We start from the raw sequence: 22260 nt of genomic DNA, 5'->3' as shown, positions 1-22260 counted from the left end.
CAGAACCGTCATACTTTTTGAAAAACGTAAACCATATGGATCTTCACCATCAGACATGAGCAAAATAAACAGCAAAAACCAACAAAATAAAACCCGGAAAGTTTTTTATTGATCATTGAAATATTCACTTGCTCGCCGATCATTCAGCAGCAATATTTCAACAGGCAGCCAGAGGAATAAAAAAAGAATAGCCTAATAAATAGATGATCAATATTGACCACAGAACCATGGCGTCTCCTCAAGACAACGTGAAAAATCCGAGCTCAGGGCAGCCGTCAACGACGGTGACTTGGATAAAAAGAACAACAACGACGCTAGGGAACGACACCATGGCCATCTCCCGGGAAGGTAATGACCTGCAAAAGATCCTGGACCACTGTCGGCACAGCTTTGTCTATGTCGGCCTCTTCAGCTTGTTCATCAATCTGCTGATGCTGGTGCCGCCGCTCTACATGCTGCAGGTCTATGATCGCGTCATCACGACACGTAGCCAGGAAACGCTGCTGATGCTGACCCTGGTGGTCGTGTTCCTCTTCATGGTGATGGGGGCCCTTGAACTGATTCGCTCGAGAATCCTGGTCCGAGTCGGGAATCGACTGGACGTACTGATCAGCCCGAGACTTTACAGTGCCATGTTCAAGCACTCCCTGATGACGCCGGGCAAGCCCTCCGCACAGCCGCTGAACGACCTCACCACCCTTCGCCAATTCCTTTCCGGCAACGGCCTGTTCGCCTTCTTTGACGCGCCCTGGGTGCCGATATACATCGGCGTGCTGGCACTGTTTCACCCATGGTTTGGTCTGTTCGCCCTGGGCGCGGGCCTTGTTCTGACCGTCATTGCGCTGATCAACGAGAAGACCACCAGGAAGCTGCTGAGCGATGCCAACGGCCAACATGTCCTGTCCCAGGACCTTGCCAACAGCAATCTGCGCAACGCCGAAGTGCTCCACGCCATGGGCATGCTGCCGGGCATCCAGAATCGATGGGAGGCGCGCCACCGTGAGTATCTGGTGCTGCAGTCCAAGGCAAGCGACCGCGCAGGTCTCTTGACCAACACCTCCAAGGTACTGCGCTTGATGTTCCAGTCATTGATCCTCGGTCTTGGCGCCTATCTGGTGCTGACCGGCGACCTGACGCCCGGCATGATGATTGCCGGCTCGATCCTGATGGGGCGAGCGCTGGCGCCGATCGATCAGATGATCACCGGCTGGAAAGGCTTCAGCGGTGCACGCACCTCACGAGCCCGCCTCGAGGAGCTGCTCGAGGCCGTGCCGGCCGAGGCGCCCTCGATGCCTCTGCCGGCCCCCAAGGGCCGACTGACACTGGAGGCAGTCAACGCCGCGCCGCCAGGCGAGCGTCTACCGACCCTCAAGGACATCACTCTGACACTTGCCAAGGGTGAGCACATCGCCGTGGTAGGCCCCAGCGCCGCCGGCAAATCCACCCTGGCACGAGTGATACTCGGCCTATGGCCAGTGCAGCTGGGATGCGTACGCCTCGATGGCGTGGACGTCAGTCAGTGGAAGCGGACCGCGCTCGGGCCTCATCTTGGCTACCTGCCGCAGGATATCGAGCTGTTCGATGGCTCCATCGCCGAGAATATCGCGCGCTTTCAGGAGGTCGATGCGTCACTCGTGGTGCAAGCCGCCCAGAGCGCCGGTGTCCACGACATGATCCTTCGCCTGCCGCAAGGCTATGACACCTGGCTGTCCCACGGGGGAGCCGCCCTCTCCGCGGGTCAGCGACAGCGTATCGGCCTGGCGCGGGCACTCTATGGAAAACCGGTGCTGGTAGTGCTCGACGAACCGGACGCCAACCTGGATGAAAGTGGCGAGCAGGCGTTGGCCAAGTGTCTGATGCAACTGCGCCAGGCAGGCACCACGGCCATCATCATCACCCATCGTCAACGTCTACTGCAGCAGGTCGACCGCATCCTCGTCCTCAAGGATGGCCAGGTGGCTTCACTGTCCCCGCCGACGCGAGGACGACCCGTTGCACGGGCCGTGGCAGGGAGAGGGCACTCGACTCCGTCCAGGAACGCACAGCGTGTCACCGAGCTGAAACCCAGTGCCAGAGGCCGCCATGAAGGCGGTGAGGAGAGCCCGAGATGACCACCTCCCACTCCATGAATGGCGGCTTTGACAGTGAGCTTCCGCTACGCGACCACAATTATCGACGCCTGGGCCTGGCCGTACTGCTCATCGCGGTCGGCGGATTCGGCAGCTGGTCAGTCATGGCGAACCTGGCAATTTCCGTGGTGGCACCGGGCTCGGTATCGGTAGAGAGCTTCACGAAGACCATCCAGCACCTCGAGGGAGGCATCGTGGAGTCGATTCGCGTGGAGGATGGCGATCATGTCGAGGCCGGCGACGTGCTCATCGTCTTCGATGACACCCAGGCACGCTCTCAGCAGAAGATCGTCGAGGCTGAATACCTGATTGCCAGAGCCAGTGAGATACGCCTGCTTGCCGAGTACAGCAACGCCGAGACCCTGACCTTCCCGGAAGCCTTGAGGCAGTCGACCAATCCTCGTGTGCGGGAGGTCCTTGAAGTACAGCAGCGGCTCTTTGACGTACGTCGTCAATCGCTGAACGGTGCCATGGCAGCCCTGGATGAGCAGGTCGTGCAGATGAACGAGCAGATTGCAGGTCTCGAGAATACCCAGGCCATCACAAGACGACGCATCAACTCTCTCAATGGTGACGTTGCCAACCATCGCAAGCTGTTCCGAAATGGTCTGATCAATAACCAGCGATTGCGTGAGATGGAGCGTGAGAGTCTCGAATACCAGAGCGACAATGCCGGCCAATTTGCCGAGGTCGCACGGCTGCGTTCCCAGATCAGCGAAAACGAGCTGCAGAAACAGATTCGCCTGCAGGAATTCCAGCAACAGATCGGCGAGTCTCTACGCCAGGTTCAGGCAGAGGTCACCGATGCGGAAGAACGACTGGTCGCGCTCAATGACAATCTGAGGCGTACCAAGGTCATCGCACCGGTGGCCGGCACCGTGGTCGGCCTGAAGGTCCATACGCTAGGCGCGGTAATTCGCAGTGGCGACCCCCTGCTCGATATCGTGCCCGCCGGCGACGGCTTCATCGTCGAGGCCAGGGTCCCGGACCATGATATTGACCACCTCTACCTCGGCCAGCCCGCAGAGATTCGCTTCAGCGCATTCAATCAGCGCTTATCCAACATCATCGATGGCGAGGTCACGCACGTGAGCGCCAACAGCTTCGAGGATGAAGCGACGCGTGCCCGCTATTACAAGGCGCGGATTCGCGTCACCCGGACCGGCCAGAGCAACATGACCGAGAGCATGCGATTGCTTTCCGGCATGCCTGCCGAAGTGATGATCCGTACCGGTGAGCGCAGCTTCGCCAGTTATGTCGGCAAGCCTGTCGTGGATATGCTGGCGCGCGCGATGAGGGAGGAATGAGAGGGGAATGAGGGGGAATGACAGGCGACTGAGGCGCCAGTAGACGCAGGGAATCACGAGAGGGGCAGGCAATTCGACCAGATTCCCCCTCAGAAACGCGAAAAGCCCGCATCGTGAGATGCGGGCTTTTCTGAATCTGGTGGAGGAGGAGGGATTCGAACCCTCGAAGCCTTTCGACTTACACACTTTCCAGGCGTGCTCCTTCGACCACTCGGACACCCCTCCAGATCAGTGCTCTCATTGGTCACCCGACTGCGTCGTGTTTCCCTTGAGAACGCGGCGTATATTATCGATAACCCTTGAGGGACGCAAGCCTTTTTTCCAAAATCTTTCAGATAGATAGCGTCAGCGCCCTCACCCACCGCACTCGGGCCGAGGTCGGGCCGAGACCGTGCTCGGCATCACGGCCCGAGCACCACGTAATCGCCACGGGCCTCGAAACACAGCCTCGGGGAAGACTGCCCATCGACCTGACACCACAACTGCTGAGTCAGCGACAATCGCGCTCGCCGCCCTGCCGCCAGACGCTCGCCGACGTCGATCAGCGCGGCCATGTCATCCGGCGCACAGCGGATGTGGTAATCGCCACTGACCGGGGCCAGAAACTGCTGACTGGCACGCGACACCACGAGATCGCGCTGGATACCGCGAGCACGCAGCCACAGCGTCACCCAGCTCCAGCCACACAAGGTGGCCTCGAGACTCATGGCCCCGCCGAAGGCCGTGCCCTTGTCGTTGAGATTGGGCGGCAGATGCAGATGCCAGCTCAGCTGCCCCGTCGAGCGCTCGGGCTCTGACCACTGCATCTCGACAAGCCCCATGTGGGCAGCCAGCGGAATCGCCTGACTCAGCCAATCTCGGAACCGTGACAGGTCTTCACTGACCGGCGCCGCGAAAGTGCCCGACCGCCCCTGCCCGTCACGCGGCAAAGGCAGCGGTGGCCAGGCTTCACCACTCGAGCGCAACTGCTCGTTCATTCAGCGCCTCACTGCCAGCGTTCGACGAAGTCGGCACTCTCGCGGCTCGGCAAGGGCTTGAGACGTCCGCCCGGGGTGCCGAGGTAGAGGAAGCCGACCAGCTCATCCTGCTCACTCATGCCCAGTCCGGCGTGCACGGTTGGGTCGAACGCGTAGCCGCCCGTGCGCCACATGCCACCGAGCCCCTGTGCCTGAGCGGCAAACAGCATGGCGTGAGCGGCACAACCGGCACTCACCACCTGCTCGACACGCGGCACCTTGGGGTGGTCCGGCGTGACCTTGGCGATCACCGCGACGACCATCGGCGCCCGTAGCGGCTTCTTGCTGGCCGCGGCCTGGGCCGCCTCGTCACCTGCCGGCGACGTGTTGCGCTCCGCCTCGGCAAACAGCTCGCCGAGACGCTCCAGCCCGCTGCCCGTGAATTCGATGAAGCGCCAGGGCGTCAGCTCGGCGTGGTCCGGCGCGCGCAGGGCGGCCTGGTAGATGGCCTCCATCTGCGCATCGCTCGGGGCTGGCGCCATCAGCTTGCCCATGGAATTGCGTTCATGCAGTAACGTCAGCGCGTCCATCGTCTCTCCTGTCACAGACTTAAGATAAGAATGATTCTCACACTAGCATCTCGCCAGCACGCCGTCTCATCACTCGATGCTATCTGCCTGATTGGCAAGCCGATCAGACGACATGACCATAGAGAGGACTACTGACGCGAGAGACGCAGCGGCAGGCTGGCACGGGCCTCGGCCTCGAGATCTGGCGTGGCACGCCACGGGCTGATATCCAGGCCGCCACGGCGCACATAGCGCGCCATCACCAGCAGGGACTCAGGCTTCACGCGCGCCATCAGGTCGACGAACAGATGCTCGACGCAGTGCTCATGGAAATCCTGGTGCTGGCGATAGCTGATCAGATAGGCCAGCAGGCGCTCGCGATCGATACGTGGGCCGCGATAGCGGATCCAGACGCTGCCCCAGTCCGGCTGACCGGTGACCGGGCAGTTGGACTTGAGCAGATGGCTGTGCAGGTCTTCGCTGACGATATCGGCGTCATCGGCGCTGAGCAGCTCCGGCGACGGCGTGTAGTGCTCGACGGTGATCGGCAAGTCATCAAGGCATTCTCCCGGCAGGCGCCCGACGTCCAGCTCGTCATCATCCAGTCCCAGCAGACGCACCTCGACCGGCGCGCCCGCCGCGGCGGCAAGATCCCGCTCCAACGTCGCCTGCACGGCCGCCTGATCGGCGAAGCGGCTCTGATTGAGGCTGTTGAGATAGAGCTTCCAGGACTTGGACTCGATCAGATTCGGGGAAGCCGCCGGCAGGCGGAAACGGGCCACACGCACCCACGGCTTGCCGGATTCATCCAGCCAGGAGACCTCAAAGGCGTGCCATTCATCCTCACCGACGAACGGCAACGCCGCATCATCGATACCGATGGGACCACGATTGGCCGCCCGCGCGATGGGGAACAGCAGGCTGGCATCGTAGTGCTCGGGGTAAGCGGACTCTCGCCCGAGCGGGGCATCCTTGAGAGTCTCGGGGCGCGCCTCGTCGGGCACGTTGACGGCAGTGGGGTGAGCCATGACAGCACTCCTGTGAAATAGGCCAATAACGCATCGATATCAGGGGCGCAGACAGCAGAACGCCGGCAGAAGCCGGCGTTTCGTGCACTGGCGCGATAGCGCGCATCTTACCATCATCCTCTGGGCGACTTCTTCAGCTGCGGATGCCCTTGCCACGCTCCAGCAGCCACAGCGCGAAGGCGAACAGGCCGATGATGAAGGCCACGATGGCCGCCATCGCCGGACCGACACTGATGTCCGAGACCCCCAGAATGCCGTAGCGGAAGGTGTTGACCATGTAGAGAATCGGGTTGGCCAGTGACACCGTCTGCCAGAAGTCCGGCAGCATGTGGATGGAATAGAAGACGCCACCAAGATAGGTCAGCGGGGTCAGCACGAAGGTCGGAATGATCGAGATATCGTCGAACTTGCGTGCGAACAGCGCATTGATGAAGCCACCGATGGAGAACAGCAGCGCCGTCAGCACCACGACCACGATGGTCAGGATCGGGTGATGGATATCGAGATCCGTGAACAGGAAGGCCACGGCGGTGACGATGATGCCGACACCGAGCCCGCGCACGGCGCCACCGATGATATAGCCGAGCAGGATGATCCAGGACGGCAGCGGCGAGACCATCAGCTCCTCGATGCTGCGCTGGAACTTGTTGGAGAAGAACGACGAGGCCACGTTGGAATAGGAGTTGGTGATCACCGACATCATGATCAGCCCCGGCACGATGTAATCCATGTAGCTGATGCCATCCATGGTACCGATGCGCGAGCCGATGAGATTGCCGAAGATGACGAAGTACAGCGTCATGGTGATGGACGGCGGCAGCAGCGTCTGCGGCCAGATACGCGTGAAACGACGGACTTCCTTGACGACGATGGTGACCAGAGCCACCCATAGCTGACGGGGGTTCACTGCGTGATCTCCTTGGCGACATTGGAGGCGATACCGCTTTCGGCATTGGAGCGCTCGACCAGGTCGACGAACAGCTCCTCGAGACGATTGGCGCGATTGCGCATCGACACCACGGTGATCCCGGCGCGATCCAGCGCCGCGAAGGCGGTGTTGATCGACTGGCCCTTGCGTACGGACAGCGACAGCTGCTGGGGATCGCTCAGAGAGACCTCGAATCCCTCGATGACCGGCGCGCTGGCAAGCGGCTCACGTAGATCGAGCAGGAAGGTTTCGGCGTCCAGCTCCTTGAGCAGCTCGCGCATGCTGGTGTTATGCACGATCTCGCCGTGATTGATGATGGCGATATTGCGGCACAGGCTCTCGGCCTCTTCCAGATAATGCGTGGTGAGGATGATGGTAGTGCCCTCCTCACGGTTGATGCGGCGCATGAACTCCCACATCGAGCGACGCAGCTCGATATCCACCCCGGCAGTCGGCTCATCGAGAATCAGCAGACGCGGCTTGTGAATCAACGCGCGGGCAATCATCAGACGGCGCTTCATGCCACCGGACAGCATGCGTGACGGGGTATCGCGCTTGTCCCACAGCCCGAGATCCTTGAGCAGGCGCTCGGCACGCGGGCGCGCTTCCTTCATGGGCATACCGTAATACCCTGCCTGGGTCATCACGATATCCTGCACCTTCTCGAACTGATTGAAGTTGAACTCCTGAGGGACCACACCGAGATGGTATTTGGCCTTCGAGAAATCCTTGTCGATATCGATGCCCGAGATCTCGACCTTGCCGGCGGTTTTCTGCACCAGCGAACTCACCACCCCCAGGGTCGTGGACTTGCCGGCCCCGTTGGGCCCCAGCAGTGCAAAGAAATCGCCCTCAGGGACATCGAGATCAATCCCCTTGAGCGCCTCGAAACCGTTACCGTAGACCTTGGTCAGGCCACGAATGGACAAGGCGAGTCGTGACATCGGACACCTGTAATCAAATTGACGCTGTCAGCCAGCACAGCAGAAAAGCCGCATCTGAGAACAATTGCGCAACAGTAGCGACACCGCTGAGCAGCACTCGAACATGAAAATCAGACACAAGACATTGGATGCGCATGGTAACGCATTCAGCGCTGCCACATCAGGCACGCTGCAGGAAAGGCATTAGTGCGATACGGGAAACAAGCAGGAGGGAGAAAATCAACTGGGAGGACAACACCAAGGACCGGTGCAGAACGAGCTGAGGAGGAATTTCAGGCACAAAAAAATCGCCGGTGACGTGGCACGATGATCGTGTCTGTCAGGCGATGGGGCACTGCTATTTCATCAATCACATCGTGTTCGACTGGAGCGGGAAACGAGATTCGAACTCGCGACCCCAACCTTGGCAAGGTTGTGCTCTACCACTGAGCTATTCCCGCCTGTCGAAACCAAAAACTGCGCTGTCAAACAGAATGGCGTCCCATAGGGGGTTCGAACCCCTGTTACCGCCGTGAAAGGGCGGTGTCCTGGACCACTAGACGAATGGGACGTACTGGAGCGGGAAACGAGATTCGATCGGACTGGCGAACCAGCTCGCGACCTTGTCGCATTGCCTTTTCCTTTGGAGCGGGAAACGAGATTCGAACTCGCGACCCCAACCTTGGCAAGGTTGTGCTCTACCACTGAGCTATTCCCGCACCGGGTGTCATGAAGCTGTGCTCACGACATCTGTCTTACTGCTGGCTAGCCACACCATCATGCTCTGCATGGCGTCCCATAGGGGGTTCGAACCCCTGTTACCGCCGTGAAAGGGCGGTGTCCTGGACCACTAGACGAATGGGACGTACTGGAGCGGGAAACGAGATTCGAACTCGCGACCCCAACCTTGGCAAGGTTGTGCTCTACCACTGAGCTATTCCCGCAACACAAGCAGATCATGCGACCACACAAGACCGAAGATGGCGTCCCATAGGGGGTTCGAACCCCTGTTACCGCCGTGAAAGGGCGGTGTCCTGGACCACTAGACGAATGGGACACACTGGAGCGGGAAACGAGATTCGAACTCGCGACCCCAACCTTGGCAAGGTTGTGCTCTACCACTGAGCTATTCCCGCACTCCGGTCTCTACGCTGCAAGAAGTGGCGTCCCATAGGGGGTTCGAACCCCTGTTACCGCCGTGAAAGGGCGGTGTCCTGGACCACTAGACGAATGGGACGTAACGTTCTTGCCTCGTCGAGGTGGCGCGTATATTACAAAGCCCCCTCCCCTTCGTCAACCCCCTGCTTCAACAGGATTTTTCCGGCGTTGGCCAAGTGCATCCACCACGTGCTTGTGGTCACGCCCTGACGCCCGCATTCTTGGGGTATGTACCGGGTGTCGAGTGAAGACCGGTAGCCATTGTTTCGGATTGCCGCTCAGGGGACTTGCTTGCAGGTTCGCGCGGGCATCGATTCGAGAAACGCATAGAGAGAAGAGACCATGAGCGAGCAAGACAAGCCGGCCCAAGACAAGTTGATCCGCAGTGAAGAGGAATGGCGCAAGCGCCTGACGCCGGAGCAGTATCGCGTCGCACGTGAAGCCGGTACCGAACGCCCCTTCAGTGGCGATCACGAGGTCAGCCCGATACCGGGCACCTATCACTGCATCGCCTGCGACGCGAAGCTGTTCGACAACGACACCAAGTTCGACGCCGGCTGTGGCTGGCCGAGCTTTGATCGGCCCTATGCGGATGCCGCCGTCGAAGAGCATTTCGACACCAGCCATGGCATGCGACGTGTCGAAGTACGCTGTCGTCGTTGCGAATCCCATCTGGGACACGTCTTTCCCGACGGCCCCACCGAGACAGGACAGCGCTATTGCATCAACTCGGTGTCGCTGCGCTTCAAGCCGGTGCGCAGCTGAGACGCCAGAGCGCGAGAAGACGAAGCCAGCGTTTCTCCATGGCCGAGCCGCCTCTGGTAGAATGCGCCGCCATACGCGTCCCCTCTCCTTGCTGCCTGTCATCTATCGCCGCCTCCAATGGTGAGCGACTCCTGACAGGCGGGCGAGGAGGCAGGACAAGAGGTGACAGGACAACCGTCATACCCCTGACGGCAGGAGAAGCAACATGCTGGGCTGGTACCCGGGACACATGCACAAGGCGCGTCGTCAGATAAAGGACGCGCTGCCCGAGATCGACGTGGTCATCGAAGTCCTCGATGCCCGCCTCCCCTACTCCAGCACCAATCCGGTGCTGTCCGAGCTGACCCGCCACAAGCCGGTCCTCAAGCTGCTGTCACGTGCAGACCTGGCGGACCCGGCACGCACGCGTGAATGGGTCGAGTATTTCGATGCCCTGCCCGATACCCGTGCACTGGCGATCACCACGCTTGAGGCGCGTGACCTCAAGCAGATCCCGCGGCTGTGTCGCGAGATGGCCGGTCATATCCGTGTCGATCGTGATGCGCGCGTGATGGTGATGGGCATCCCCAACGTCGGAAAGTCGACGCTGATCAATGGTCTGGCGGGTCGCAAGATCGCCAAGACCGGCAACGAGCCCGCCGTCACCAAGCGTCAGCAGAAGATTCGCATCGATGGCGGCATCGCCCTGATCGACACCCCCGGGGTGATGTGGCCAAAGATCGAGGATCAGGCCAGCGCCTACCGTCTGGCCGGCAGCGGCGCGATTCGGGATACCGCCATCGACTACACCGATGTGGCGGTGGTCGTGGCGGCGGAGCTGGCCAGGCGCTATCCCGATGAGCTGATCGCTCGCTACAAGCTCAAGTCACTGCCGGCCTACAGTGCCAACCCTGACGCCGAGCGAGTCGAGAGTGATGGCCCGCGCAAGGTCGATCTGATGGCGCTCTCGGGCTTCAACGGGGTCGCGATTCTGGAAGAGATCGCCAGCAAGCGTGGCGGCCTGCGCGCCGGTGGCATCATCGATCTACATCGCGGTGCAGAGGTGCTGCTGCACGAACTGCGCGATGGCAAGCTCGGGCGCCTGACGCTGGAAACGCCGGCGGACATTCCCGCCGAGCCGGTGCCGGAAGCCAGTGGCGAGACGCAAGATGGCGCACGGATAAGCGAACCGCCTGAGTCCGCGAGCGAATAACGCTACCAGAACAGTGAGATAACGACGGTCGAATTCAGATCTCACTCGCGGACCATGCCTGCAAGCCAGTTGAAAATCCTGCCAGATAACCTCTGGCGGGATTTTTTTCTGCCTTAACATTTCAAACCGCAAATTTAACCACGCTATTGGCCCTTGGCCGTGGCGCGGCAGGCAGGCGGCGCGATATGCTGGACACTCGCCCCTACACCTTACGTGACGGAGATCTACGGAAAGCACCATGGATACCGAGCAAAGAAAGCCCCGCGAAATTCGCAAGTCACACAAGCTGGACAACGTCTGCTACGACATTCGCGGGCCGGTTCTCGAACACGCCAAGCGTCTCGAGGACGAAGGTCATCGCATTCTCAAGCTCAATATCGGCAACCCGGCGCCCTTCGGCTTCGAGGCACCGGAAGAGATCCTGCAGGACGTGATGCGCAATCTGCCGACCGCGCAGGGCTACTGTGACTCCAAGGGGCTTTACTCGGCGCGCAAGGCGATCATGCAGGAGTGTCAGCGCAAGGACATCCAGGGTGTCGGCATCGAGGACATCTACATCGGCAACGGTGTCTCGGAGCTGATCGTGCTGGCCATGCAGGCCCTGCTCGACGATGGTGACGAGCTGCTGGTACCGGCACCGGATTATCCCCTGTGGACCGCTGCCGCCAATCTGGCCGGCGGTCGTGCCGTGCACTATCTGTGTGACGAGGCGCAGGACTGGGCCCCCTCCATCGAGGACATCCGCGCCAAGGTGACCAGCCACACCAAGGGCATCGTGCTGATCAACCCGAACAACCCGACCGGCGCGGTCTACCCGCCAGCCGTCGTGAAGGACATCCTGCAGGTCGCACGGGAATACGGTCTGGTGGTGTTCTCGGATGAGATCTACGACAAGATCCTCTATGACGATACCGAGCACGTCTCCACCGGTGCGTTGGCCGACGATCTGCTGGTCGTGACCATGAATGGCCTGTCCAAGAGCTATCGCTGCGCGGGCTTCCGCTCGGGCTGGATGATTCTCTCCGGTGACAAGCGCCCGGCGGCCGACTTCATCTCCGGTCTCGACATGCTGGCCAGCATGCGCCTGTGCGCCAATGTCCCGGCCCAGCACGCCATCCAGACCGCACTCGGCGGCTATCAGTCCATCAATGACCTGGTCCTGCCGGGTGGCCGTCTGCTGGCCCAGCGTGATGCGGCCTGGAAGAAGCTCAACGAGATCCCCGGCGTCAGCTGCGTGAAGCCCAAGGGCGCGCTCTACATGTTCCCGCGTCTCGACCCGGAGATGTATCCCTTCGAGGACGACCAGCAGATGGTGCTGGAGCTGTTGCTGGAAGAGAAGATGCTGCTGGTGCAGGGCACCGCCTTCAACTGGCCGAATCCGGATCACCTGCGCATCGTCACCCTGCCCTACGCCGACCAGCTGGAAGAGGCCATCGAGCGTCTCGGTCGTTTCCTGGCGCGCCGCCGCAAGGGCTGAGACACCTCTTTCCTGCGGCAGGCTCCCGCAGCACTGAGCCTCGAGACGGCCTGACGCCACGGTGTCGATACCTGCCTCACGAAAGGTCTACGCACACCGGCACGGTGGTGATACCTTCCTGTTACGCGCCATCTGCCCGCCATGTCACAGTGATTCATCTCACTGTCAGCATGGCGGGCAGATAATTGCGCCTTACCGATAGATTGGCATTGGAGACCTGACCCCATGATGCGGATAGCCCTCTTTCTGATCACCAACCTGGCGGTGGTGCTGCTGGCCAGTGTCACGCTGCGCCTGCTGGGCTTCGATGGCTACATGGAAGCCAACGGCATCAATTACACCGCCCTGTTGATCTTCTGCTTCATCATCGGCATGGCCGGCTCGGTGATTTCCCTGTTCCTGTCCAAGATGATGGCCAAGTCCTCGACGGGCACCGTGATCATCGAACAGCCACAGAACGATACCGAACGCTGGCTGCTGACGACCGTCGAGGAACTGTCTCGCGACGCCGGCATCAAGATGCCGGAAGTCGGCATCTTCCCGGCGCAGCAATCCAATGCCTTCGCCACCGGCTGGAACCGCAACGATGCGCTGGTCGCCGTCTCGGCCGGCCTGCTCAATCGCATGCGTCCCGAGGAAGTGCGTGCGGTACTGGCGCACGAGATCGGTCACGTGGCCAACGGCGACATGGTGACGCTGACGCTGATCCAGGGCGTGGTGAACACCTTCGTGATGTTCTTCGCGCGCATTGCCGCACATGCCATCGACGCCTTCCTGAAGCGAGATGACAACAGCGGCGGCCTGGGCTTCTTCGGCTACATGGCCGTGGTCTTCGTCCTTGAACTGGTGCTGGGCCTGGTGGCCTCGATGATCGTCGCCTGGTTCTCGCGCTGGCGCGAATATCGTGCGGATGCCGCAGGCGCGAGTCTCGCGGGCAGCGGTTCGATGATCAACGCGCTGGCACGCCTCAAGCAGGAACATGAGCTGCCGGACCAGATGCCTGACACCATGACCGCCTTCGCCATCACCACCGGCAAGAGCCGCAAGCTGATGGAGCAGCTGTTCGCCAGCCACCCGCCGCTGGATGACCGTATCGCCGCGCTCAAGGCCGCTGCCTACAAGTAAGCCTCGAGCAGCACCGCACTCTTGAGCAATGCAGAAGCCCGCCACGTGAGTCACGTGGCGGGCTTCTTGCGTCAGGGCTGACCCTGCAGACTCCCAAGCATGCCTCGCGGCACATCGTGATCAGCCACGAAGTGCCACAGGGGGTTGCGGCCACGATTGACTTGGCATGCAGGCAACTGCATAAAGCAGACTCCTGCGTCCGTTCAGCGCCAATGTGATCCCCTCGGGCTTTCACATCCGGCCCCTCCCCGAACGGCGCCATGCCTCATGAGGCTCGACATGCAACGCACCCTCGACATCATCACTCGCCTGATCGCCTTCGATACCACCTCGGATCGCTCCAATCTGGCATTGATCCACTTCGTTCGCGATCTGCTGGCCGAACATGGCATCCAGGCGAGCGTGCTTTCGAATGCCGAAGGCGACAAGGCCTCGCTGCTCGCCACGATAGGGCCCGCGGTGGCCGGTGGTGTCGTGCTCTCCGGCCATACCGATACCGTGCCCGTAAGCGGCCAGAACTGGTCCCATGACCCTTATCAGGCCACGCTGAAGGAGGGTCGTCTTTACGGTCGTGGCTCGGTGGACATGAAAGGCTTCATCGGCCTGTGCCTGGCGATGGTGCCGGATTTTCTTGATGCTCCCCTCAAGCGGCCACTCCACCTTGCCTTCTCCTACGATGAGGAGAGCACCTGTCTGGGCTGTCTGCCACTGATCGACCACATGCGCGACACGCTGCCCGACGTCGCCGCCGTCATCATCGGCGAACCGACGGAGGGACGCGTGGTCTCGGCGCACAAGGGGGTGCATGCCTGGCGCACGGAAGTGACTGGCGTGCCGGCGCATTCGAGCCGACCGGACCTGGGTGTCTCGGCCACGTTCTACGCCGCGCGCATCATCTCGGAGCTGGAGCGCACGGCAAACGACCTGCGCACCCAGGCCTCACGGGGCGAACTGTTCGAGCCCCCGTACTCCACGCTGCACGTCAGCACCATCCAGGGCGGCAATGCGACCAACATCATTGCCAAGGATGCTCGCCTGCATTGGGAGCTGCGCAACCTGCCCGGTGATACCCCTGACGCGGTACGCGCGCGAGTCGATGACTTCACCGCCCGACTGGCCCTCGAGATGCAGGAGCACTCACCGGAGTGCACCATCCAGACACTGGAGGACTACGCCTCGGTACCGGCGCTCACGCCGGAGCCCGATGGCAAGGCAGAGACGCTGGCCTTTGCGCTGACGGGTCAGCGTGAACGCTGCGGTGTCGGCTTCTGCTCGGAAGCGGGCTGGTTCCAGGATCGCGGTTTCTCGACTGTCGTCTGCGGGCCAGGCTCCATCACGCAGGCCCACAAGGCGGATGAGTACATCGACATCGCCGAACTGGAGCGCTATCGCGAGTTCCTGATACGCCTCACACGTCATCAGTGCACTGACTGAACGCTGGACGCCCCCCTCGAGTGCCCATGAAAAAGCCCGCCGCGTTCACCACGCGGCGGGCTTGCCTGTCTCTGTCACCCAGTACGTCAATCAGCGAGACTCTGCCGTCTCATGAGGGGTATCCAGCACCAGAGATTCGGCCAGCGGAGTCGGCTCTCCGCCATCCGCCTCGTCACCTTCGGCCAGACGCTCCAGCTTGAAGCCGACCATGGCATAGGCCACCGCCAGCACCAGATTGACCAGATTGAACAGCGCAAACGGCAGATAACTGAGAGTCGCGACCCCCAGCGTTGCCGCCATGTAGGCGCCGCAGCTGTTCCAGGGAATCAGTGGCGAGGTGATGGTGCCGGAATCTTCCAGTGCCCGCGACAGGTTGACCGGCGCCAGGCGACGGCGGCGGAATTCAGCGCGATACATGCGCCCCGGCAGGATGACCGAGATGTATTGATCCCCGGTCACCACATTGGAGGCCAGGCAGGTGCCCAGCGTGGTGATGACCAGCGAACCGGCATTGCGCGTCGCGCCCAGCAGGCTCTGCACCAGACGCTCCAGCAGGCCGAGTCGTTCGATCACGCCACCGAAGGTCATCGCCGAGAGGATCAACCACACGGTGTTGAGCATGCTGCTCATGCCGCCCTTGGAGAGCAGCGAGTCGATCACCTCATCGCCGCTGTGGGAGACATAGCCATCGAACATCGACATCCATACGCCCTTGAGCAGCGCCATGGCGGTGGACATGTCAGGGACATTCGCCAGTCCCGCCACGGCCTGCGGCTGGAAGATGACCGCGAAGACACCCCCGAGCACCGCACCGATGAAGATCGCCGGGAAGGCGGGCATCTGACGCACGGCCATCACCAGCAGCACCAGCAGCGGAATCAGCAGGTGCAGGCCGATGTTGAACTGCTCACCCAGCTGGGCACGCAGGTTGGCGACCTGCTCCGGCGTCTGCAGGCTGGAGACGGAGTCGTGACCCAGCCACAGAAAGCCTGCCAGCGCGAGCAGGATGCTGGGAACCGTCGTCCACAGCATGTGACGAATGTGCGCGAACAGCGTGGTCCCCGCCGCCGCCGGCGCCAGATTGGTGGTATCCGACAGTGGCGAGAGCTTGTCACCGAAGTAGGCCCCGGAAATCACCGCACCTGCCGTGATCGCCTCGGAAAGTCCCAGTCCATCGGCAATGCCGATCAGGCCAATACCGATGGTGCCGGCCACCGTCCAGGAGCTCCCCACCGACAGCGCCACCAGCGCGCACAGCAGACATGCCGAGGCATAGAAATACTGAGGCGCGATCACATCCAGCCCGTAGTAGATCATCGCCGGCACGGTGCCACCGAGAATCCAGGTACCGATCATCGCGCCTACCGCCAGCAGGATCAGGATCGCGCCCAGCGAGATCTGGATCCCCTTGTTGATCCCCTCTTCGATATCGCTCCAGCGATAACCGTTCTTGAGGCCGATGACTCCCGCGATCATCGCGCCAGACAGCAATGCCACCTGATTCGGCCCCCAGGAAGCATCGGCGCCGAACAGCACGACCGCCAGCACCAGCATGGCGATGACCAGCACGATGGGGATCAGGGCATCCAGCAGGGAGGGAGGGCGAAAGCCACCGCCCTCGGCTGGTCTATCAGGAGATTGTTGCATTCAGGACACCATCTTCAGGAAATGAGGACGCCGACACGCGCCGTCGTGACGGGCATGGCAGAAGGCACGAGAAACGGGGAGTACGCGGGGAGCCAGCGGGCCACACCACCCTCGGACAAGTCGCCCGGGGCGCGCCCTGACATCTGTCGTCAGCGTAATTTTGGGCGACATTATATCGACCAAGGTCGCAGTCCGAAACGTCCAAGAACCGGTTTCATCTACCGGGTCACCCGCCCCACATCCGTACCTGAGACGAGAACGCCCCTGCCAGCGAAGCTGACAGGGGCGTTCTGACTGCCTGACGATCGAGATCCGTCACTCGGCCTCGACACCTCCTGCAGGTGGATATCGCAGGAGAGATGACATGTCACATCATTTGCTGGCCAGCTTCACACGCGAGAAGCCGAAGCCTTCCAGCACTTCACGCAGCTCACGGGCGTTCTTCTTGAGTTCGACGCGCAGCGTGGAGAACTCGCGACGCAACGGATATTCACGCCGATAACGCAGGAAGCCCTCGGCGTTGCCGAAGCGGCGCTGATAGCGACGCAGACCCAAGGCATCGCGGCGCACGTCGTAACAGGCCCGAACGCAGAGACCGAGGGCCTCTTCCGGCGGCGCCCACCCCGTCAGCACCAGCTTGCGAAGCCACGGGTCCGGCTTCAACTGGCCCAGCTTGCGTCGTGCCGGCAGGCCGAAATGCCGGCAGGCCTGCTGATAGATGATCTCGGTTCCCTGCATCTTGCCATCCAGACTGTGTCCGGCGATGTGCGGCGTGGCGATATCCACCAGCGAGGCCAGCTCCGCATCGATGTCCGGCTCGTTCTCCCAGACATCCAGCACGGTCAGCAGATCAGCCTGTTCCAGCAGACGCTGCTTGAGCGCGGCAGTATCCACGCAACCACCGCGTCCTGCGCTCAGCAATACGCTGCCGGGCTTCATGGCACGGATGCGCTCGGCATTGATCAGGTGATGGGTCGGGTACTCACCGCCTGTCACCATCGGGGTATGCACGCAGATGACATCACACTCGGCCACGAGATGATCGATATCGACGAAATTCAGCGCTTCTGCCGCCTCCTCCCCCGATTCCTGCGCCAGCGCGCGCGGAGGATCACAGACCAGCACCTCGGCGCCCAGCGACTCGAGACGCTTGATCAGCCTCGAGCCGACCTGGCCTGCACCGACCACGCCGAAGCGACGATTGAGCTGCAGATCGAAGCCTTCCTGCTCCGCCAGATGCCACAGCGAGGACAGCACGTAATCCACCACCGAATCGGCATTGCAACCCGGCGCATTGGTGAAGTGAATCCCTGCCGACTCGAGCCATTCGAGATCGACATGATCCGTGCCGATGATCGGCGAGCCGACGAAGCGCACCCGAGTGCCCTTCAGCAATGCCTCATCCACCCTGAGCGTGGAGCGGCAGATCAGCATGTCGGCTTCCTTGAGGACGGCATTGGTGATCTCGCTGGTCGGCAGACAGATCACTTCCCCGAATTCAGAGAAGAACTCTTCTGCCAGAAGGACGTTATCATCCACGATGATGTGCATCTGTTGCCTTGTTCCTTGCTGTGCCGGTGGGTAGCGTTGCGGTCGTTGCCGCGTGCATGGCGTCTTGCAAAGCTTCATGACTTGCTGCAAGGCATGCGAAGATTACAATGGTATGATTCAGCGTTCGCCGCCGTGCCATCTTAGGCGTACGCAGCATGCGCCACAAGCCTGCAGCGCCTTGCGAGCCATCCACATGCCACCTTTGTTTCACCTCGGGAGTCACGCGTGATCATCCGCTGGGAAAGCCATCATGATTACGTCCTGGTCCATGTACATCAGGACATGTTCGGCGACTGGATCGTCAGTCGCTCCTGGGGCCAGATCGGCACCCAGTTCGGCGGACTGAAGCACGATCTGGCCGAAAGCTACGAGCAGGCCATGACCTGGGTCAGTGACCTCGCTCACATCCAGGCCTCACGTGGCTTCACCAAGGTGCTGGAGGCCACGGCTGACAGCCCCGAGGCCGAAGATGCCATGCGCCAGATGTCACTGCTGGAAGGCTAGGCCGCCGCCGGGACCCGCAGACAAGAAGACCGCCGCTACCTTGAGGTAGCGGCGGTCTTTCGTTCAGGCCCGGACATGATGCGAATCAGCGCAGAAAGCGACGCCCATGGCGCATGACATGCCCCTGCGGCTCGACGCCGGAGTCACGCCTGGCAGGGGGCGTCCGATCGACGCCCTGCTCGAGGCCCTGCGCGCGCAACCAGCCCGGCAAGGCCTCTTCGCCATCTGCCAGCGAGTACTCTGCACCCGATGCGCTCGCCAGCACGGGAATGCGTGTCGCGTAACGCTCGCTCAGTTGCGCGTCGAAGGCGATCTCGACCCGCGTGAGCGTGACATCGGCCCCCAGCGCCTGCAGCGTGGCTTCCAGCTGAGCACACAGATGACAGCCCGCCGTGGTGTAGAGCCACAGCGGGACGCTGGCCATCGCTCAGCCCTTCACGTCGCTGGCGCGACGGATGCGGAAGACGTGGTGGATATCCGGACGACGCTTGAAGTCCGGATCCAGCAGCTTGCGCGACAGGTCTTCCACCACATGGTGCTGGCTGACGCTGTCATCCATCACGAAGCGACGATGGTTGTTGGAGAAGATCAGCGTGCCGCCCGGCGCCAGACTGGCCATCGCCAGGTCGATCAGGCGCGCGTGATCGCGCTGGATATCCAGAGTGCCTTCCATCTTCTTGGAATTGGAGAAGGTCGGCGGATCCAGGAAGATCAGGTCGAACTCCTCGCGGGAACGCTCCAGCCACTTCAGGCAGTCGGCACGCACCAGCTGGTGACGCTTCTCGCTGATGCCATTGAGCTTGAAGTTCTCGCGGCCCCAGTCCAGGTAGGTATTGGACATGTCGACGCTGACACTCTCGCTGGCACCGCCCAAAACCGCGTGCACGGTGGCCGTCGCGGTATAGCAGAACAGGTTGAGCACCCGCTTGCCGTCCGCTTCCTTGCCCAGCAGCTTGCGCACCGGGCGGTGATCCAGGAACAGGCCGGTATCCAGGTAGTCCTTGAGGTTCACCCACAGCCTGGCGTCGCCTTCCTGCACCTCGATACGCTGACCGGAGCTGTCCTGACGGGTGTACTGCGCCTTGCCCGCCTGACGCGTGCGCTGCTTGATATGGATATCGTTGGGCGAGCAGCCCAGTACCTGCGGAATCGCCGCCAGCGCATCCATCAGACGACGCTGCGCCTGACTGGCATCCACGGACTTGGGCGGCGTGTATTCCTGCACGTGCACATGACGCCCGTAGATATCGATGGCCAGCGCGTATTCCGGCATGTCGGCATCATAGAGGCGATAACAGGTGGTGCCGCTCTGCTTGAGCCAGCGAGACAGCGTCTTCTGGTTCTTCTTCAGGCGATTGGCGAACATCTGGCCGCCCTCGCTGAGTGCCGGCTGACTGCGGGCATCTTCCGCCACGCTGTCCTCGTCGACCGCTCGCTCACGCGCTGCCACGTCGATCATCAGCAGCTTGCAATCCAGCTGACCGTTGCGGAAGGCGTACTGACGATGCGCACGCAGGCCCAGACGGTGACCGAGGTCCGGGTTGCCGGTGAACATGCCCAGCGTCCAGCCGCCGAAGTGACGCTTCATGCGCTCACCGAGGCTTGCATAGAGCGGCACCAATGCCGGCAGCTCACCCAGACGCTCGCCGTAGGGCGGGTTGGTCATCACAAGGCCGGTGGTGGCACCCTCTGGACAGGTCAGCTCGGCGACGGAGGCCCCTTCCAGCTCGATCAGCGCCGGAATGCCGGCACGCATGGCGTTGGAGCGCGCGGCAGAAATCGCCTGCGGGCTGTGATCGCGACCGAACAGACGCGCGGTGACCTTGCGGCGCCCGGCGATGGCACGCTGCTCCATCTCCTCGCGCAGACCTTTCCAGATACGCTCGTCATGACGCCCCCAGTGGCGGCAGGCGAAGTCTTCATTCAGCGACTGCGGGGCGATATCCGCCGCCATCAAGGCCGCCTCGATCAGCAGCGTGCCGGAACCGCACATCGGGTCGACCAGACTCTCACCCCGCGCCGCACGGGCCGGCCAATCGGCACGCATCAGCAGTGCCGCGGCCAGATTCTCCTTGAGTGGCGCATGGGCGAGGTCGGGGCGGTAGCCACGCTGATGCAGGCTGCGACCCACCAGGTCGATGCCCAGGGTGATGTAGCCATTGTGCAGATGCGCATAGATGCGCAGATCGGCATTCTTGCCATCGACGGTCGGCTTGTGGCGACCTTCCTCGAACATCGCCTCGACGATGCCATCCTTGACGGTCTGAGCGCCGAAGAAGGTATGCCGAATATCCTTCCATGTTCCATGGAAATCGACGGCGATGGAGGCACGATCCGGCAATTCCATTGCCCAGTCGACGCCGGCGCTCGCCTTGCGCAGCTGCTCGCCGGTGTCGACGCCGCCCACGCGGGTCAGCAGGCGAATGATGCGATTGGCCAGGCGTGACCACAGGATGGTGCGGTAAGCCGTCTCCTGACTTCCATTGAAGTGGACGCCGGCCACGGTAGTGCCGGTCACCTCGGCACCCAGCGACGTCAGCTCGTCAGCCAGTAAGGTCTCGAGGCCACGCGGACAGGTCGCAAACCAGGTGGAGAGCGGGTTGCTGGGGGCGCGCGGCGAAGTCGCAGAAGTCGTGTCAGTCATGAATCTCTCACCGGCAAAGGCCGGACTTATTCCTGTGAGTTGGCTTCTGGCACTAGCGATATTCCTATACGGCTGTCGACAAGCCAGAGGCAGTGTTCTAAAAACTATAGGTGTAGCTGCAATTCGGAAAGGTGACACGCCAAGCGAAAAGGAGGTTCACGGAGCGAAACCCTCATTCAGGCAGCATGCCCGACTGCATCTCGGTGACCATTGCCACCGATGAGACAGGATTCTGATGACACAACCTTCAGAGCAGAGATCCGGGCCTGCAGTGACCTATCCACCATCACGCTCGAGCATGTACTGGCAAGACCCTCCATCATCTCACATCCACGGCCTGTCCCGACACGGCTGGTCAGTGGCCACTGAGGTGATGAAGCACGAGGCCGGCAGTGACCTTCGGGTCATCGGCCTACTCTCTCACTCGGCAAGCCATGCTGTATCGAGTCGCTGCCACCGGACGATGTCTCCTCGAGAGACACCACGACAGTGACTCCAATGCCGATGGGTTCTCACATAGAGGTCATCCATGAAGAGACAGAAACGTGATCGCTTTCAGCGTGCCTATGTTCACGGCTACAAGGCCGGCGTTACCGGTCGTTCCCGTGATGATTGTCCCAGTATCGATGTCAATCTACGTGAATTCTGGATGAGTGGCTGGCGCGAAGGACGTGGCGACCAATGGTCTGGCATGACCGGCGTGTCCGGCATCCACAAGAACCCCATGGTGCTGTCCTGAGCCCCAGCGGGCTCCGGCAATGGACAGACCAGGATACTCCCACCGGGATGTTGATTCCCGTCCCGATGACTTTCAGGATGCATGACGTCAAGGAGTGACACCTGAAGATGGCGCCTGGCGCCTTTCACCCCGCCCACGCAGCCTGATGCGCTGCGCAAGCGGATTCTCCGGCATCAGTCTACCG

Annotated in this window: 18 protein-coding genes and 9 tRNA genes; 9 read left to right on the top strand and 18 right to left on the bottom strand. The window is 61.6% G+C overall.

The features are described from left to right. Positions 1-329 precede the first annotated feature (329 nt). Complete coding sequence (locus tag QD228_RS03110) at positions 330-2111, top strand: type I secretion system permease/ATPase (protein WP_271303159.1); 1782 nt, start codon at positions 330-332, stop codon at positions 2109-2111. After that, the gene (locus tag QD228_RS03105; protein WP_077375488.1) at positions 2108-3436 is read left to right on the top strand and encodes an HlyD family type I secretion periplasmic adaptor subunit; all 1329 of its coding nucleotides are present in this window, start codon (positions 2108-2110) and stop codon (positions 3434-3436) included. Before QD228_RS03110 ends, QD228_RS03105 begins: the two co-directional genes overlap by 4 nt. A 137-nt stretch (positions 3437-3573) precedes the next feature. On the opposite strand, the gene QD228_RS03100 is transcribed toward QD228_RS03105, so the two are convergent. The 14 genes from QD228_RS03100 to QD228_RS03035 form a co-directional block, all read right to left on the bottom strand. Further along, positions 3574-3661: transfer RNA gene (locus QD228_RS03100), tRNA-Ser, on the bottom strand. A gap of 176 nt (positions 3662-3837) precedes the next feature. Beyond that, positions 3838-4413 (bottom strand): YiiD C-terminal domain-containing protein, encoded by a 576-nt coding sequence (locus tag QD228_RS03095; protein WP_084207952.1) that lies wholly within the window; start codon positions 4411-4413, stop codon positions 3838-3840. Between the two features lie 8 nt (positions 4414-4421). After that, entirely contained in the window at positions 4422-4982 is a 561-nt protein-coding gene (locus tag QD228_RS03090) for an NAD(P)H nitroreductase (protein ID WP_077375494.1), read from the bottom strand. Between the two features lie 128 nt (positions 4983-5110). After that, positions 5111-5989: an NADPH-dependent 7-cyano-7-deazaguanine reductase QueF gene (gene queF, locus QD228_RS03085; protein WP_176503208.1), complete on the bottom strand. Its 879-nt coding sequence runs from the start codon at positions 5987-5989 to the stop codon at positions 5111-5113. Between the two features lie 133 nt (positions 5990-6122). Then, positions 6123-6896 carry an ABC transporter permease gene (locus QD228_RS03080; protein WP_077375500.1) on the bottom strand — a complete coding sequence of 258 codons (774 nt, stop codon included), beginning with the start codon at positions 6894-6896 and terminating at the stop codon, positions 6123-6125. Beyond that, positions 6893-7861: an ABC transporter ATP-binding protein gene (locus QD228_RS03075; RefSeq protein WP_077375503.1), complete on the bottom strand. Its 969-nt coding sequence runs from the start codon at positions 7859-7861 to the stop codon at positions 6893-6895. Before QD228_RS03075 ends, QD228_RS03080 begins: the two co-directional genes overlap by 4 nt. Positions 7862-8226: 365 nt before the next feature. Beyond that, a tRNA-Gly gene (locus QD228_RS03070) sits at positions 8227-8301 on the bottom strand. 34 nt (positions 8302-8335) lie between these two features. Beyond that, positions 8336-8411: transfer RNA gene (locus tag QD228_RS03065), tRNA-Glu, on the bottom strand. Positions 8412-8484: 73 nt separating this feature from the next. Beyond that, positions 8485-8559, bottom strand: a tRNA-Gly gene (locus QD228_RS03060). 70 nt (positions 8560-8629) lie between these two features. Further along, a tRNA-Glu gene (locus QD228_RS03055) sits at positions 8630-8705 on the bottom strand. Positions 8706-8709: 4 nt separating this feature from the next. Next, positions 8710-8784 (bottom strand) — tRNA-Gly (locus QD228_RS03050). 37 nt (positions 8785-8821) lie between these two features. Further along, positions 8822-8897, bottom strand: a tRNA-Glu gene (locus QD228_RS03045). Between the two features lie 4 nt (positions 8898-8901). Beyond that, a tRNA-Gly gene (locus tag QD228_RS03040) sits at positions 8902-8976 on the bottom strand. 25 nt (positions 8977-9001) lie between these two features. Further along, a tRNA-Glu gene (locus QD228_RS03035) sits at positions 9002-9077 on the bottom strand. A gap of 263 nt (positions 9078-9340) precedes the next feature. Between QD228_RS03035 and msrB the strand changes: the two genes are divergently transcribed. The 5 genes from msrB (at position 9341) to argE (ending at position 14991) form a co-directional block, all read left to right on the top strand. Beyond that, positions 9341-9763, top strand: coding sequence for a peptide-methionine (R)-S-oxide reductase MsrB (gene msrB, locus QD228_RS03030; protein WP_279874363.1), 423 nt, complete (start codon positions 9341-9343; stop codon positions 9761-9763). Between the two features lie 205 nt (positions 9764-9968). Continuing rightward, positions 9969-10955: a ribosome biogenesis GTPase YlqF gene (gene ylqF, locus QD228_RS03025; protein WP_077378465.1), complete on the top strand. Its 987-nt coding sequence runs from the start codon at positions 9969-9971 to the stop codon at positions 10953-10955. A 238-nt stretch (positions 10956-11193) separates the two neighbouring features. Continuing rightward, positions 11194-12432, top strand: coding sequence for a pyridoxal phosphate-dependent aminotransferase (locus tag QD228_RS03020; protein WP_271303161.1), 1239 nt, complete (start codon positions 11194-11196; stop codon positions 12430-12432). Between the two features lie 225 nt (positions 12433-12657). Then, a complete protein-coding gene (gene htpX, locus QD228_RS03015) occupies positions 12658-13557 on the top strand; it encodes a protease HtpX (protein ID WP_077378460.1) in 900 nt (299 codons plus the stop codon). 279 nt (positions 13558-13836) lie between these two features. After that, on the top strand, positions 13837-14991 hold the full coding sequence (argE, locus tag QD228_RS03010) for an acetylornithine deacetylase (RefSeq protein ID WP_279874361.1): 1155 nt from the start codon (positions 13837-13839) through the stop codon (positions 14989-14991). 90 nt (positions 14992-15081) lie between these two features. Here the strand turns inward: argE and nhaC are convergent, their stop codons facing one another. After that, a complete protein-coding gene (gene nhaC / locus QD228_RS03005) occupies positions 15082-16638 on the bottom strand; it encodes a Na+/H+ antiporter NhaC (protein ID WP_077378455.1) in 1557 nt (518 codons plus the stop codon). Positions 16639-17010: 372 nt separating this feature from the next. Beyond that, complete coding sequence (pdxB, locus tag QD228_RS03000; protein WP_279874359.1) at positions 17011-18189, bottom strand: 4-phosphoerythronate dehydrogenase PdxB; 1179 nt, start codon at positions 18187-18189, stop codon at positions 17011-17013. A gap of 225 nt (positions 18190-18414) precedes the next feature. Here pdxB and QD228_RS02995 point away from each other — a divergent pair, with 225 nt between their 5' ends. Then, on the top strand, positions 18415-18693 hold the full coding sequence (locus QD228_RS02995) for a WGR domain-containing protein (RefSeq protein ID WP_077378449.1): 279 nt from the start codon (positions 18415-18417) through the stop codon (positions 18691-18693). An 85-nt stretch (positions 18694-18778) separates the two neighbouring features. On the opposite strand, the gene QD228_RS02990 is transcribed toward QD228_RS02995, so the two are convergent. Together QD228_RS02990 and rlmKL are read right to left on the bottom strand one after the other, a co-directional pair. Beyond that, on the bottom strand, positions 18779-19117 hold the full coding sequence (locus QD228_RS02990) for a glutaredoxin family protein (RefSeq protein WP_279874358.1): 339 nt from the start codon (positions 19115-19117) through the stop codon (positions 18779-18781). Positions 19118-19120: 3 nt separating this feature from the next. After that, positions 19121-21337, bottom strand: a complete 2217-nt coding sequence (gene rlmKL / locus QD228_RS02985) for a bifunctional 23S rRNA (guanine(2069)-N(7))-methyltransferase RlmK/23S rRNA (guanine(2445)-N(2))-methyltransferase RlmL (RefSeq protein ID WP_279874357.1) — start codon at positions 21335-21337, stop codon at positions 19121-19123. 529 nt (positions 21338-21866) lie between these two features. Here rlmKL and rmf point away from each other — a divergent pair. After that, entirely contained in the window at positions 21867-22076 is a 210-nt protein-coding gene (rmf, locus tag QD228_RS02980; RefSeq protein ID WP_043334308.1) for a ribosome modulation factor, read from the top strand. Positions 22077-22260: the final 184 nt, after the last annotated feature.

This window comes from Cobetia sp. 3AK (assembly GCF_029846335.1).
In the GTDB taxonomy this organism is placed as follows: domain Bacteria; phylum Pseudomonadota; class Gammaproteobacteria; order Pseudomonadales; family Halomonadaceae; genus Cobetia; species Cobetia marina.
Note: the sequence above shows the minus strand (reverse complement) of the source record. Positions and strands in the feature narration are given on the sequence as shown.